Origin of the sequence: Pseudomonas sp. DSP3-2-3 (assembly GCF_049898225.1) — a bacterium.
Classification (GTDB): Bacteria; Pseudomonadota; Gammaproteobacteria; order Pseudomonadales; family Pseudomonadaceae; genus Aquipseudomonas.
Map to the genome: position 1 here is coordinate 91,277 of NZ_JAFCXH010000013.1, position 14,341 is coordinate 105,617.

Sequence of the window (14,341 nt, forward strand, 5' to 3'; positions counted from 1 at the left end):
CATGGAATTACGCCATTTGCGCTACTTCATCGCGGTTGCCGAAGAGCTGCATTTCGGTCGCGCCGCGCAATTGCTGGGAATCTCGCAACCGCCGTTGAGCCAGCAGATTCAAGCGCTGGAGCAGGAACTGGGCGCGCGATTGTTTGACCGCACCAACCGGCGCGTCGAACTCAGTGAAGCGGGCCGCCTGTTCCTTGATGAAGCGCGTGTGGTGCTGGCGCAGGTGGGCAAGGCGGCCGACGTGGCGCGGCGTGCGCAACTGGGTGAGCTGGGCGAACTGAAGATCGGCTTTACCGCTTCGGCGCCATTTACATCGAGCATACCGCAGGCGATCTTCGCTTTTCGCCAGGCTTTCCCGGCGGTGCATCTGGCATTGCAGGAAATGAGTAGCAAGGAAGTGGCGGCCGGGCTTGAGGATCAATCCATGCAGGTCGGCATCATGCGCCCGCTGCCCTTGCCGGAATCGCTGATTGCCGTCGAGCTGCTGCGCGAACCCTTGGTGGCAATCATTCGCGCCGATCATCCGTTGGCCCAGGGCAGCGAAAACGGTTTGCACCTGGCAGAACTGGCGGCCGAGCCTTTTGTGTTCTTCCCGCGTTCCTATGGCAGCGGTTTATACGCCCAGCTGCTGGATCTGGCGCGCGCCGCAGGTTTCAGCCCGCTGATCACCCAGGAAGCGGGCGAAGCCATGACCATCATTGGCCTGGTTGCCGCAGGTCTGGGCGTCACTGTGCTGCCCGCCTCCTACCGTCGCATGCGCATCGACGGCGTGGTCTACCGAACCCTGCTCGATCCCGCCGCCACCAGCGCCGTATGGCTGGTGCAACGCAAAGACCAGCAATCGCCCATGGCCAAGGCGTTTGTGGAGCTGGTGACGCGTAACGCGGGGTGATATCTGGATGCAAAAACGCCCCGAACTGAAACCAGTCCGGGGCGTTTTGTTTGCTGCCTGCTTGGCCTAACCTTCGCGGTTGCGCGTCAGCAAGGCCGGTTTTTCACCGCGTGGGCGGCTTGGCAATTGATCAAGCTGTTCAGCAGACGGGAACCGATCGGTTTTCGACTCTTTGTGCATGATCTTCGGTGCTGGCTGGCCATCGCGAGGACCCGTTACAGCAGGTTCCTGGCGCGCTGGCTGGTCATCACGAGCCGGGCGGCGGTTGCGGGGTTGCTCCTCGCGACGGGCCTGGCCGTCACGGGGTGCGCCACTGCGCGGGCCGTTGCGCTTGGCCGGCGGAGTGCCGGTGCTTGCGCCAGCGCCGGTACGCGGACCGCTTGGGCGTGGGCCACGTGCGGCAGGTGCTGCGCCGGGCGTAGTTGCAGCCGGAGCGGATGCCGGAGCACCCGGACGACGACCGCGACCCTGGTTTTTGCCCTGGTACGGACTGACGTAGTCAGCACGGTTGCCGAAGTTATCCACTTCGTCATCCAGGAACTCATCCGGAGCGCGATTGGCAGACTGCGGCTGCGCTACGCGGGGTGTGGACGGCTGACGCGGTTCGCGGGCCGGGCCAGCTTCGCGAGGCTTCTGCTCACGCGGCTGACGCGCCGGACGTTCGCCGGTAGTCGCCGTCGCCGATTTTTCCTTGCCCTTGTCTTTGCCTTTGTCCTTGCGACCGCCACCACCGCCACTACCGTTCGGACCATCACCACGCGGACCGCGCGGATTGCGTGGGTTACGCACGTCCGGACGCTCGCGAACTTCAGGCTTCTCGGCTTCGACTGCAGTGATGTCAAAACCCATCAGATCGCCGTCGGCAAGTTTCTGCCGGGTCATGCGCTCGATGCTTTTCAGCAGTTTTTCTTCATCCGGGGCAACCAGCGAGATCGCTTCGCCGCTGCGGCCCGCACGACCAGTCCGGCCGATACGGTGCACGTAGTCTTCGTCGACGTTAGGCAGCTCGAAGTTGACCACGTGCGGCAGCTGGTCGATATCCAGGCCGCGTGCGGCGATATCGGTAGCAACCATGATACGAACGTCGCCAGCCTTGAAGTCGGCCAGGGCTTTGGTTCGGGCGTTCTGGCTCTTGTTACCGTGGATCGCCACAGCGCTGAGGCCGTGTTTGTCCAGGTATTCAGCCAGACGGTTGGCGCCGTGCTTGGTGCGGGTGAAGACCAGAACCTGTTCCCAGGCGCCAGCGGTAATCAGGTGCGCGAGCAGCGAACGCTTGTGGTTCGAGGCCAGGCGGAACACCCGTTGCTCGATACGCTCGACCGTGGTGTTCGGCGGCGTGACTTCGATGCGCTCGGGGTTGTGCAGCAGCTTGCCGGCCAAAGCCGTGATGTCGTTGGAGAACGTTGCCGAGAACAGCAGGTTCTGACGCTTGGCAGGCAGGCGCGCGAGGACTTTCTTCACGTCGTGGACGAAGCCCATGTCGAGCATCCGGTCGGCTTCATCGAGCACGAGGATTTCAACGTGGGACAGATCGACGTTGCCTGAACCGGCCAGATCGAGCAGACGGCCAGGGCAGGCCACCAGCACGTCAACGCCTCTGGCCATGGCCTGGATCTGCGGATTGGTACCGACGCCGCCAAAGATGCAGGCGCTGACGAACTTCAAGTCGCGGGCGTAGACCTTGAAGCTGTCATGCACCTGGGCGGCGAGTTCGCGGGTAGGGGTCAAGACCAGTACGCGTGGTTGACGCGGGCCGTGACGCTGGGATTTGTCCGGATGACCACCGGGAAACAGCCGCTCCAGAATCGGAAGGGCGAAACCGCCGGTTTTACCAGTACCTGTCTGAGCCGCGACCATCAGGTCACGACCTTGCAACACGGCGGGAATTGCCCGCTGTTGCACCGGAGTAGGCTCGGTGTAGCCCGCTGCCTCGATGGCGCGGACTAAAGCCTCGGAGAGACCGAGGGAAGCAAAGGACATGAGTAATCCTGTTCTGGTTAGAGCTTTAGCTCAAAGGGATGATCTTGCCTGGCGCGAATGGCGTTTGGGAACGCAATCCCGTCCGGTCCTGCTGGTCTTTAGTGCATCTCGTGACATGGGCGCGGGAAAAAAGAAGTGCGCTGCTGACGTGATCGAGGTGCCTTCTGCAAGACCGAGCATCCGGGCGTAAGCCTGACGGGAACGCGGAGTATAACAGAGCAATCGCCCTGCGCCGCGTTCCTGCTGCTCAACGGTGTCAGGGCCGCGTTTCAGCGCGGCCCAAGACAAGAATCAGCCGGCTTTGCGCTGCAGCAAATGCTCGTAGATGGCCCGGCGTCGGCGGCCCAGAATCTGCCGCACTACCCAATGATCCAGCCAGTGTTCCAACTGATGCGGTTCCAGGGTCTGATTCAAGCGTTGCTCGGCGTTATCCTGGGCTTTTTCCCACCACACAGTCGCGCAGGCGCGGTCGAATTCATTGCTGTGCCGGCAGCAGCCATAGAGGATTTCGCGCACGAACTGCCGCTGATGGGCCGGCACACCCAGGGTTGCGCCCTTGTATAGCATGCGTTGCCAGCTCGGCGGTCGCGGCAGGCGAGTGGTGACCTGTTGGGTGTCATCCAGCGCATGTTCGCTTGTTGGATCGTCGCCGTGCTTGCACAACCAGGCGCGGACCTTGGCCCGAAACAGCGCCTTGCGGCTCCAGTAATGGTGAATCAGGTCGGGGCACTGACTGACGTTTTTGCTGCGATAGGCCGCCACGCCAAGACAGAACTCTTCAAGGGTGTACGCACCTTTTGCCAGCGGATACAGCTCGTCCATCAGCGCAATCGACTGGTCGAGCAGATCTGCATCCTGGCGTTCCAGGCCGATGACGCCGGAATTTATCAGCGGCATGTCGTCATCCGCCAGCCCGCGTTCCTTGAGGATCGGCGCGAGTTTGGTGTACAGCTCGGACTCCTGATACATGCCGTAGCGCAGGTTGAACGCATTACACAGCAACGTGCCGGGCTTGATGCGCTCGAACAGCTCCAGCGGCGAACCGTGGAAGAACGTATCGGTATCGATCAGCAAGGCGCGCTCGCAGTCCTCCAGCACGGTGCGCAACGCGACGTGTTTGGTGCGGAAGTGATAGCCGTGCGGAGCGCTCCAGGCTTTGCGGGTCTGTTCGTCCAGCGCGCGCACGCGAACCGGCAGATGCTCGTAAGGCTTGGGGTTGTCGCTGAAGACCTGGATGTCGAGGGCTTGATCGGGAGTCTTGCGCATGCCGGCCAGGGCGCTGGCGATGCTGAAGACAGCTTCCTGATGATAGGTCGGAGCGCCGAAGACCAGATAGACGAGTTGGGGGGTCGAAGTGAATGTAGTGCGTGAAGTCAAAAATCTACACCGTTATCAGGGCAATGGCAGGTCTTCGGGTGAAGAAAACCTACCGGATGAACGTTGCCCGAATGTGACAGACCCGCTTCTACAAATAAACCCCGTGTTTATCTGGGCAGCTGGAGGTTATTCCAGATGGCCAGGCTAGGATCCGCCTGGTTCAAGGTGTAGAAGTGCAAACCGGGTGCGCCGCCTTGTAACAGCTGCTCACACATCTGTGTGATGACCTGCTCGCCGAACGCCTGAATGCTCTGCACGTCGTCGCCGTAGGCTTCGAGCTGCTTGCGGATCCAGCGTGGGATTTCTGCACCGCAAGCGTCGGAAAAACGCGCGAGCTTACTGTAGTTGGTGATCGGCATGATGCCCGGCACGATGGGGATGTTCACGCCCAGTTTGCGCACGCGCTCGACGAAGTAGAAATAACTGTCGGCGTTGAAGAAATACTGGGTGATCGCGCTGTCAGCACCGGCCTGGGCCTTGTGCACGAAGTTCTTGATGTCGTCTTCGAAATTGCGCGCTTGCGGGTGCATCTCCGGGTAAGCGGCGACTTCGATGTGGAAGTGGCTACCGGTTTCTTCACGAATGAACGACACCAGGTCGCTGGCGTAGCGCAGCTCACCGCTGGCCATGCCCATACCGGACGGCAGGTCACCGCGCAGGGCAACGATGCGTTTGATGCCGGCTTCCTTGTATTGGGTCAGCAAGGCGCGCAGATCGGCCTTGCTGTCGCCAACGCAGGACAAATGCGGGGCCGCAGGAATCTTTACTTCACTCTCCAGCTGCAGCACGGTATTGATCGTGCGGTCGCGGGTCGAGCCACCGGCACCGTAGGTGCAGGAGAAAAAATCGGGGTTGTAGCTGGCTAGCTGACGAGCAACGTTCAGCAGCTTTTCATGGCCAGCATCGGTCTTCGTCGGGAAGAATTCGAAGCTGTAGCGACGGTCGTGGGACAAGGGAGTGCCTCCCAGCTACAAACTGCAAGCTGCAAGCTGCAAGAGGAGCGGCTGTGCTCTTACTTGCAACGTCAGGCTTGCAGCTTGGTGCTGCTTGATAGCGATAAAGCGGTAAGCTCCAGGCCCAAGCTACAAGAGAAGCGCTGTGCTTTTACTTGCAGCTTGAAGCTTGCAGCTTACGGCTACTTAGTAACGATACGCGTGCGGCTTGAACGGACCTTCGACGGTCACGCCGATGTAGTCGGCCTGGGTCTTGGTCAGTTGAGTCACAACGCCGCCGAAGCCGCGGACCATTTCCAGGGCCACTTCTTCGTCGAGTTTCTTCGGCAGTACTTCAACGGTCAGGCGCTCGGCTTTCTGGGCGGGCGACAGATCGGCGTACTTCTGACCGAACAGGAAGATTTGCGCCAGAACCTGGTTGGCAAACGAACCGTCCATGATGCGGCTTGGGTGACCTGTGGCGTTGCCCAGGTTTACCAGACGGCCTTCGGCCAGGAGGATCAGGTAGTCGTCGTTCTGTGGGTCGAAAGAGCCAGCGCCGGTACGGTGAATCTTGTGCACCTGCGGCTTCACTTCTTCCCATGCCCAGTTCTTGCGCATGAAAGCCGTGTCGATTTCGTTGTCGAAGTGACCGATGTTGCATACCACAGCGCGTTTTTTCAGCGCCTTGAGCATGTTCGAATCACAAACGTTGACGTTACCGGTGGTGGTCACGATCAGGTCGATCTTGCCCAGCAGGGCTTTGTCGATGCTTGCTTCGCTGCCATCGTTGATGCCGTCGATGAATGGCGAAACCAGCTCGAAACCGTCCATGCAGGCTTGCATGGCGCAGATCGGATCGACTTCGGAAACCTTGACGATCATGCCTTCCTGACGCAGCGACTGAGCCGAACCCTTGCCCACGTCACCGTAGCCGATTACCAGAGCCTGCTTGCCGGACAGCAAGTGGTCGGTGCCGCGCTTGATGGCGTCGTTCAGGCTGTGACGGCAGCCGTACTTGTTGTCGTTCTTGCTCTTGGTCACCGAGTCATTGACGTTGATGGCCGGGATTTTCAGCTCGCCCTTGGCCAGCATGTCCAGCAGGCGGTGAACGCCGGTGGTGGTCTCTTCGGTAACGCCGTGGACGCGGTCCAGGATTGCCGGGTATTTCTTGTGCAGCAGCTCGGTCAGGTCGCCGCCGTCGTCGAGGATCATGTTGGCATCCCAAGGCGCGCCATCTTTCAGGATGGTTTGCTCAAGGCACCACTCGTATTCTTCTTCGGTTTCGCCTTTCCAGGCATAAACCGCGATACCGGCAGCAGCGATGGCCGCAGCAGCCTGGTCCTGAGTGGAGAAAATGTTGCACGACGACCAGCGAACTTCGGCACCCAGGGCAACCAGGGTTTCGATCAGCACGGCAGTCTGGATGGTCATGTGGATGCAGCCGAGGATCTTCGCGCCTTTAAGCGGCTGTTCGCCGGAATATTTGCGGCGCAGACCCATCAGGGCAGGCATTTCGGATTCAGCGATGATGGTTTCGCGACGGCCCCAGGCTGCCAGGGACATGTCGGCTACTTTGTAGTCGGAAAAATCTGCGGGCGTATTTTCTGTAGGCGTAAGTCCAGCACTCATTGAGAGTCTCCATTCGTAGTGTGCGAATGGGCGCCGTTGTGCGTTTAAGGCCCGACGGAACAATCCGGTCGAACAACGCCCCATCCGAGCCTGACAGGAAAACCTGCTGCAGCGCCCCTCGGACAGGTGGCGGGAAAACGGTATCAAGGGAAGATGACCGTTGTGAAGCGGGTGGGATTATAGCTTTTCTTGAGCTACAAGTTGCAAGCGGCAAGCGACAAGAAGAAGCGGCGTGCTTTTAACTTGTGGCTTGAAACTTGGAGCTGGGGGCTGTAACCCTATAGCCCAATCACCTCGGAGCCAGAGCCCCCATGAATTTCCACACCCGCAAGTGGGTTAAACCCGAAGACCTCAATCCCAACGGCACCTTGTTCGGCGGCAGCCTGCTGCGCTGGATCGATGAAGAAGCGGCGATCTACGCCATCGTGCAGCTGGGTAATCAGCGTGTGGTGACCAAGTACATTTCCGAGATCAACTTCGTCAGCGCTTCGCGGCAGGGCGACATCATCGAACTGGGCATCACCGCCACCGAGTTCGGCCGTACCTCCATCACCCTGACCTGCGAAGTGCGCAACAAAATCACCCGCAAGAGCATTCTGACGGTGGAGAAGATGGTGTTCGTCAACCTGGGCGAGGACGGCTTGCCCGCACCCCATGGTCGCACTGAAATTCTGTACGTGAAGGATCAGTTCAAGGAAGAAGCGATTAACGAGTGATGTCCAATCCGTTGGAGCGAGGCTTGCCCGCGAAGAGATCAGTACATCCAACAGATGTCTGGATGCCTGAAAAGAGCCTTCGCGGGCAAGCCTCGTTCCAACGGTTCTGGACGTACAGCCGATGCATTTGCGTCTACTGGAATGCCGTCTTCCCGGCTAAAGCCGGTCCCACAGTGGGACCGGCTTTAGCCGGGAAGGCGTCGGTTCAGACAATACGTCTGGCGCCTGGCGATTGCCCCCGGACATAGAATCTCCAACAGAAATGCAAATTTAAACTGCCCGCCAATCCCGCAACCACTGCAAACCTTCGCTGGTATCACCCTTGGGCCGGTATTCGCAGCCGATCCAGCCGGTGTAGCCCAGCCGGTCGATTTCCTCGAACAGCCATGCATAGTTGAGTTCGCCCATGTCCGGTTCGTGGCGATCCGGCACACCTGCGATCTGGATATGACCGACACCGGCGAAATCCCGGCGCAGCTTGGAGATCACGTCACCTTCAACAATCTGGCAGTGATAGAAGTCGAACTGCACCTTGAGGTTGGCCGCGCCGACTTCCTTGCAGATGGCCTGCGCCTGATCCTGACGATTAAGAAAGAAACCCGGCATGTCGCGGGTGTTGATTGGCTCGATCAACACTGTGACTCCGGCCTTGGCCGCTTGCTCTGCGGCGTAGCCGAGGTTCTCCAGATACACCGCCTGGTGACGCTCGCGCAGCGCTTCGCTTGGCAGCAGGCCGGCCATGACGTGAATCCGGTCATTGCCCAGCACGCTGGCGTAATTCAGAGCGCGCTCGATGCCGATACGGAATTCACTTTCACGCCCCGGCAACGACGCAATGCCGCGTTCGCCCGCCGCCCAGTCACCCGGCGGCGCATTGAACAGCGCCTGGACCAGACCGTTGTCGCTCAATTGCTGCTTGAGTTCCTGCGGGCTGAAGTCATAAGGAAACAGATACTCGACCGCTTCGAAACCATCTGCGGCGGCCGCCGCGAAACGTGCGAGAAAATCGTGTTGCGGGTAAAGCATGCTGAGGTTGGCAGCGAAACGAGGCATGTGAACTCCAGTCTTTTCAGATCAGACAAATGGCCAGATCACCAGGGTGGTCAGGAAACCCAGCGTGCCCAGCACCGTCACCAGAACAGTCCAGGTGCGCAGGCCGTCACCGACATTGAGCCCGGCCAGTTTAGTGAACATCCAGTAACCGGCATCGTTGATGTGCGACATCGCCAGACCGCCACCGCCCATGGCCAGACACAGCAGCGCCAGGTGGTTCGGTGTCAGGTTCAGGGTGGCAATCAATGGGCTGAGAATACCAGCGGTCGTCACCAGCGCAACGGTGGTGGAACCTTGCACCGCACGCAGCAACAGGGTCAGCAGAAAGCCCAGGGCCAGCACCGGCAAGCCGGTATTGCGCAGCGCTTCGGAGACCACCGCGCCGATCCCGGTATCGACCAGCACCTTGCCGAACACGCCGCCCGCACCAGCGATCAGAATCACCATGGCGACACCCGGCAGCGCCGAGCCGATCACGTCGGAAACCTGCGTGCGACTCCAGCCGCGACGCGAACCCAGCAGCCAGGCGCACAGCAATGTGTCGAGCAACAGCGCCACCAGCGGCGCGCCCAGCACGGTCAGAATGCTGCGTACTGTCGATTCAATCGGCAGCATAGTGGTGGCCAGTGTGCCGAGCAGAATCAGTACGATTGGCAGCAGAATCAAGGCAACGATCAGCCCGAAACCCGGCGCAGGCGCTGGCGGCAGGCTTGCGGCCAGGCTGCTGGCGCTTTCTTCCAGGCCTAGCGTCTGGGCGTGTGCCGCCTCGCTGGTGTTGGAATAGTCATCACGTGCCCAGGCTTGCAGGTCCTGATTGGTGATGTGCGGGCCGTAGACTTCGGCACGAATGTCGTCGGTCATCGGGTAGGTCGTGCGTGTCATTCGCCCGGCGATGAAATAACCGATCAGGCTCAGCACCGCGACCATCGGAATGCCGAACATCAGCACGCGACCCAGGTCCGCACCCAATTGACCGGCCGCAGCAACGGCGCCCGGATGCGGTGGCAGGAAAGCATGCACCGACAGCAACGCCGCACACATCGGCAAGGCGAAGATCAGCAAGGGTTTGCGCGCAGCACGGGCCACGCCATAGGCCAGCGGCATGAGAATGATCACGCCGACTTCGAAGAACACCGGAATCCCGACAATGAAACCGGCAATGGTCAGCGCCAGTGGCGTGCGCTTGTTGCCGAATCGATTGATCAAGGTCTTGGCCAGCGCTTCAGCACCGCCGGACAGCTCGATGATCCGGCCGATCATCGCGCCCAGGGCAATGATGATCGCGATGTGGCCAAGGGTCTTGCCCATGCCGCCTTCGATAGTGGCAACCAGATCGGCCGGTTTCACACCCGCCACCAGCGCAACGATGATGCTCACCAGCATCAAGGCCACGAAGGGCTGGAACTTGTATTTGAGGACCAGAAACAACAGCACTGCGATGCCGGCTCCGGCAATCAACATCAGCACTAATGGACTCATGCCAGAGCACTCCCGCGCAGGGTGGGCGAGGCGTGGCGCAAGCAAATCCTGAAAGTGACGCGGTGTGGGTAAGTCATGCTCTAGGGTCCTGTTGTTATTGTTGTTGCCAAGCGTCGTCGGGCGACGCTCGATCAGTTGTTGCGAATTACCATTGCGCCCCGAACACCTGACGCAACTCTTCCAGCGCTGCTGCATCCAGCGGCGCAGGCTTGGGATTGGTCATCAGCCAGAGGCGCGCGGTCTCTTCCAGTTCTTCCAGGGCATAGGCGGCCTTGGCCACCGAGCTTTCCCAGATCACCGGGCCGAGGCGTTCGAGCATCACGCCACGCACGCTGTTGGCCAGTTGCGCGACTTGCTCGGCGACTTTTGGCGAGCCGGGACGTTCGTAGTCGATCAGCGGAATCTTTCCGACTTTCATGACCTGATACGGAGTCAGCGGCGGCAGGATGTTGTCCTGCTGCCAGACGCCCGCCAGGGTCAACGCCACCAGATGGGTCGAATGGGTATGCACCACGCCGCCAACACCGGGATTGCGGTCATAGACTTCGCGATGCAGTGCGAGGGTCTTGGAAGGCTTGGCGCCGGAAACCCACTCGCCGGCCAGATTGACCTTGGCGATTTGCGTCGGGTCCAGGCGGCCGAGACACGCATCCGTCGGGGTAATCAACCAGCCGTCATCCAGGCGCGCGCTGATATTTCCAGCGCTGCCGACGGTGTAACCGCGACCATAAAGCAGGCGGCCGATGTCACAGATTTCGTCGCGCAGGGCGTTTTCCGCACTCATGGCGCTTCCCCCGCCAGTTGCTTGAGCGCCTTGCTGAAGAAGTCGCGACCACCGAAGTTGCCGGATTTGAGCGCCAGTGCCAGCGGTTGCGCGCCGCTGCTTACCGTGGCCGGCACACCCGGATCGATCTGCGCGCCGATGTGCAGCAATTGCACGCCGAGGGCCTGCACCACAGCGCCGGAAGTTTCACCACCGGCAACCACAAAGCGACGCACGCCAGCGTTGAGCAGACCTTTGGCGATCTGCCCCAAGGCATCCTCGACCATGGCTCCGGCGCGTTCGACGCCCAATTGCTGCTGCACGGCCTTGACTTCATCTGGTGTACTGGTCGCGTAGATCAGCACGGTTTCGGCTGATTTGCGGGCGAACTCCAGCGCTTGCTCGACGACGGGATGACCGGCCGCCAATTCCAGCGGATCAATGCGCAGGGCAGGGCGTTTGGCTTCCAGCCAGGCCGCAACCTGACCGTTGGTAGCGACTGAAGCGCTGCCCGCCAGAACCACTTCGCCGCCGCTGACTGATTCGAGCTTCGACGCGTCGATGTCGCGCAATTTGCCAGCCTTGCGGAAATTCCCCGGCAGCCCCAAAGCCAGGCCCGAGCCGCCGGTCAGCAGCGGCAGGTCAGCACAGGCTTCGCCCAGCGTGTACAAATCAGCATCGGACAGCGCGTCGGCAATCGCCATGCTCACGCCATCGGCGCGCAACTCGGCAATCTTGCTGCGCACGCCTTCAACGCCCTTGGCGATGCTGTCGTAGCGCAGCAGGCCGACTTTCAGAGCAGTTTGCGATTGCAGCACGCGCACCAGATTGGCGTCGGTCATCGGCGTCAGCGGGTGATGCTGCATGCCGCATTCATTGAGCAGTTGATCCTGCACGAACAGATGCCCGCGAAAGATCGTCCGGCCGTTTTCCGGGAATGCCGGGCAAGCCAGGGTGAAGTCGCTGCCGAGTTGTTCAAGCAACGCCTCGCTGACCTGGCCGATATTGCCAGCGGCAGTGGAATCGAAGGTCGAGCAATACTTGAAGAAAATCTGCTCGCAACCGCGCTCGCGCAGCCATTCCAGCGCGGCCAGCGATTCTGCAACAGCTTCGGCGGTGGGCGTGGTGCGGGATTTCAGGGCGATGACAATGGCGTCGGCGTCCAGGCCAGCAGCCATTTCGGCTGCAGGAATGCCGATGCTTTGCACCGTACGCATGCCGCCGCGCACCAGCATGTTGGCCAGGTCAGTGGCGCCGGTGAAGTCATCGGCAATGCAGCCCAGCAAAGGGCGCGAAGGGGAAAGGCTCATCGGGTGCTCCTTAAGCTTGGTCTGGCTTGGCTTTAGGCAGTTCGATACCCGGGAAAATCTTGATCACGGCGGAATCGTCTTCGCGACCGAAACCGGCGCTGGAAGCCTGCATGAACATCTGGTGCGCAGTAGCGGACAGCGGCAGCGGGAATTTGCTGGCGCGGGCGGTATCCAGGACGAGGCCCAGATCCTTGACGAAAATGTCCACTGCCGACAGCGGGGTGTAATCCGCCTTGAGAATGTGCGGCACGCGGTTTTCGAACATCCACGAGTTACCGGCGCTGTTGGTGATCACTTCGTAAAGCGCGTCGGCGTCGACGCCTTCACGCAGACCCAACGCCATGGCTTCGGCGCTGGCGGCAATGTGTACGCCAGCCAACAGCTGATTGATGATTTTCACTTTCGAGCCCAGACCGTGCACATCGCCCAGGCGATAAACCTTGCCCGCCATGCCATCAAGAATGGTCTGTGCTTTGGCGTAGGATTCGGCCGGACCGGAGGTCATCATGGTCATCTGACCAGCAGCAGCCTTGGCTGCGCCGCCGGAGATTGGCGCGTCGAGATACAGCAGATTTTGCGCGGCCAGGCGTTCGCCCAGCTCGATGGCAAAGGTCGGCGCGACGGTGGCGCAACCAATCACCAGACTGCCGGGACGCAGCGCAGCAATGGCGCCGTTCTCACCGAACAGGACGGTTTCAGTCTGCTCTGCGTTGACCACCACGGTGATGATCACATCGCAATCCGCCGCCATCGCCGCCGGGGAAGCGCAAGCGACGCCGCCCTCGCTGGCGAACTGCTCGGTCACGCTGGCACGCACGTCACAGGCATGCACGTTGAAGCCACTGCGCAGCAACGAGCGGGCAATGCCCAAACCCATCGCACCCAGGCCAATAACGCCGACATTCTTGTTATTCATGCTGTATTCCTCGGTGTGTGCCGATGCTCGTGATGCCAGCAATCGGTCAGGATTGTTCTCTGCTGTGAACCGATAGTGAATCAGTGAGCAAATAATGTGAAGTATTTTTTATTGTTCACATAGATTCACATCGATAGGTTTTTTGGATCACGGAAAAATATATCGCGCAGACCAGCGCCGTCCCTGTGGGACCGGATTTATCCGGGAAGGCGGTGGGTCAGGCGATGGGTATATGGATAGGTAAACCGATTCGCGAGCAAGCTCGCTCCCACAGTTGGAGTGCGGTCAATCTGCGAAGGCGTCAGGTCAGGCGATAAGGTGTCAATGGGTAAACCGATTCGCGAGCAAGCTCGCTCCCACAGTTGGAGTGCGGTCAATCTGCGAAGGCGTCAGGTCAGGCGATAAGGTGTCGATGGGTAAACCGATTCGCGAACAGGCCTCGCTCCAGCGAAGTTATTTTTCGGCTCAGGGCGACCTAATCAACCGCCGCCAACAACAACTCCACCCGCTGTTTGCGAATGCCATCCGCAGCAGCTTCCGCCAGGGCGGCGTCGCTGATGATGATGTCGAATTGTTCCAGCGCGGAGATTTTGTACATGCCGAAGGTGCCGTATTTGGAGCTGGTGGCGACCAGGACGGTTTGCGACGCTGACTGCATGGCCGCTTGCTTGACCTCGACCTTGAGCGCTGACGGCGTGGTAGTGCCACGCTGCAGGTCCCAGGAACTGGTAGACATGAAGGCGATGTCGGTGGCCAGTTGGCGCAAAGTGGCCGCAGCAAGGCCGCCGACGCAGGAGCGGTTCGGGTGGTCGAGCAAGCCGCCGGTATGGATCACGTCGACATGGCCGGCGTCAGCCAGCGCGTTGACGATACCGAAGTCGTTGGTCACCACGGTCATGCCGGACAACGCGACGATGTGCGGGACAATCTCCAGCGTGCTGGTGCCCGCATCGAGGTAGATCGTCATGTCCGCGTGCAGCAACCCTGCAGCGAGACGCGCCATGCCTTGCTTTTGCGGTAGCTCGACCACGGCTTTGGACTGATGGCTGGGTTCGCTGTGCAACTGACTGGCAATGCGCACCCCACCGGTGACCGAGTAGGCGCGGCCTTCCTGTTCCAGCAGCGCGATATCCCGGCGGATGGTCATGTGCGAGCAATCGAACATTTCCACCAGTTGATGCACGCTGAGCACCTGCTGCTTGCGCAACTGGCGCAGCATCAACTCCCGGCGCTGGGCGGGAATCATCGGTGCGCCGCCAACAACGGCGGTCTCCTCTTCGCGGGACATGGG

The 14,341-nt window shown here is 60.5% G+C and carries 12 protein-coding genes and 1 riboswitch; of the genes, 2 read left to right on the plus strand and 10 right to left on the minus strand.

Translation table 11 applies throughout. From position 1 onward, the window contains the following. Position 1: 1 nt before the first annotated feature. Entirely contained in the window at positions 2 to 892 is an 891-nt protein-coding gene (locus tag ACP7E4_RS16595) for a LysR substrate-binding domain-containing protein (RefSeq protein WP_426116112.1), read from the plus strand. A gap of 66 nt (positions 893 to 958) precedes the next feature. On the opposite strand, the gene ACP7E4_RS16600 is transcribed toward ACP7E4_RS16595, so the two are convergent. The 4 genes from ACP7E4_RS16600 to ahcY all read right to left on the minus strand — a co-directional run bounded on the left by ACP7E4_RS16600 (position 959) and on the right by ahcY (position 6,813). Beyond that, on the minus strand, positions 959 to 2,872 hold the full coding sequence (locus ACP7E4_RS16600) for a DEAD/DEAH box helicase (protein WP_426116114.1): 1,914 nt from the start codon (positions 2,870 to 2,872) through the stop codon (positions 959 to 961). 291 nt (positions 2,873 to 3,163) lie between these two features. Further along, positions 3,164 to 4,249 (minus strand): hypothetical protein, encoded by a 1,086-nt coding sequence (locus tag ACP7E4_RS16605; RefSeq protein WP_426116115.1) that lies wholly within the window; start codon positions 4,247 to 4,249, stop codon positions 3,164 to 3,166. A gap of 107 nt (positions 4,250 to 4,356) precedes the next feature. Continuing rightward, positions 4,357 to 5,202 (minus strand): methylenetetrahydrofolate reductase [NAD(P)H], encoded by an 846-nt coding sequence (gene metF / locus ACP7E4_RS16610; protein ID WP_426116117.1) that lies wholly within the window; start codon positions 5,200 to 5,202, stop codon positions 4,357 to 4,359. 186 nt (positions 5,203 to 5,388) lie between these two features. Then, on the minus strand, positions 5,389 to 6,813 hold the full coding sequence (ahcY, locus tag ACP7E4_RS16615) for an adenosylhomocysteinase (RefSeq protein ID WP_426116119.1): 1,425 nt from the start codon (positions 6,811 to 6,813) through the stop codon (positions 5,389 to 5,391). Between the two features lie 21 nt (positions 6,814 to 6,834). Next, a riboswitch (S-adenosyl-L-homocysteine riboswitch) is annotated at positions 6,835 to 6,939 on the minus strand. Between the two features lie 185 nt (positions 6,940 to 7,124). Here ahcY and ACP7E4_RS16620 point away from each other — a divergent pair. Beyond that, complete coding sequence (locus tag ACP7E4_RS16620; protein ID WP_065831589.1) at positions 7,125 to 7,529, plus strand: acyl-CoA thioesterase; 405 nt, start codon at positions 7,125 to 7,127, stop codon at positions 7,527 to 7,529. A 270-nt stretch (positions 7,530 to 7,799) separates the two neighbouring features. Here the strand turns inward: ACP7E4_RS16620 and otnI are convergent, their stop codons facing one another. From otnI to ACP7E4_RS16650, 6 genes are all read right to left on the minus strand, one after another. Beyond that, positions 7,800 to 8,582: a 2-oxo-tetronate isomerase gene (otnI, locus tag ACP7E4_RS16625; RefSeq protein ID WP_426116122.1), complete on the minus strand. Its 783-nt coding sequence runs from the start codon at positions 8,580 to 8,582 to the stop codon at positions 7,800 to 7,802. 21 nt (positions 8,583 to 8,603) lie between these two features. Then, positions 8,604 to 10,061: an SLC13 family permease gene (locus tag ACP7E4_RS16630; RefSeq protein WP_426116124.1), complete on the minus strand. Its 1,458-nt coding sequence runs from the start codon at positions 10,059 to 10,061 to the stop codon at positions 8,604 to 8,606. 145 nt (positions 10,062 to 10,206) lie between these two features. Continuing rightward, a complete protein-coding gene (locus ACP7E4_RS16635) occupies positions 10,207 to 10,845 on the minus strand; it encodes an aldolase (RefSeq protein WP_426116126.1) in 639 nt (212 codons plus the stop codon). Further along, positions 10,842 to 12,134 (minus strand): 3-oxo-tetronate kinase, encoded by a 1,293-nt coding sequence (gene otnK, locus ACP7E4_RS16640; protein WP_426116128.1) that lies wholly within the window; start codon positions 12,132 to 12,134, stop codon positions 10,842 to 10,844. The genes ACP7E4_RS16635 and otnK overlap by 4 nt, the downstream gene beginning before the upstream one ends. Before the next feature lie 10 nt (positions 12,135 to 12,144). Then, positions 12,145 to 13,089, minus strand: a complete 945-nt coding sequence (ltnD, locus tag ACP7E4_RS16645) for an L-threonate dehydrogenase (protein ID WP_426116247.1) — start codon at positions 13,087 to 13,089, stop codon at positions 12,145 to 12,147. 436 nt (positions 13,090 to 13,525) lie between these two features. Beyond that, the gene (locus tag ACP7E4_RS16650) at positions 13,526 to 14,338 is read right to left on the minus strand and encodes a DeoR/GlpR family DNA-binding transcription regulator (protein WP_426116130.1); all 813 of its coding nucleotides are present in this window, start codon (positions 14,336 to 14,338) and stop codon (positions 13,526 to 13,528) included. Positions 14,339 to 14,341 lie beyond the last annotated feature (3 nt).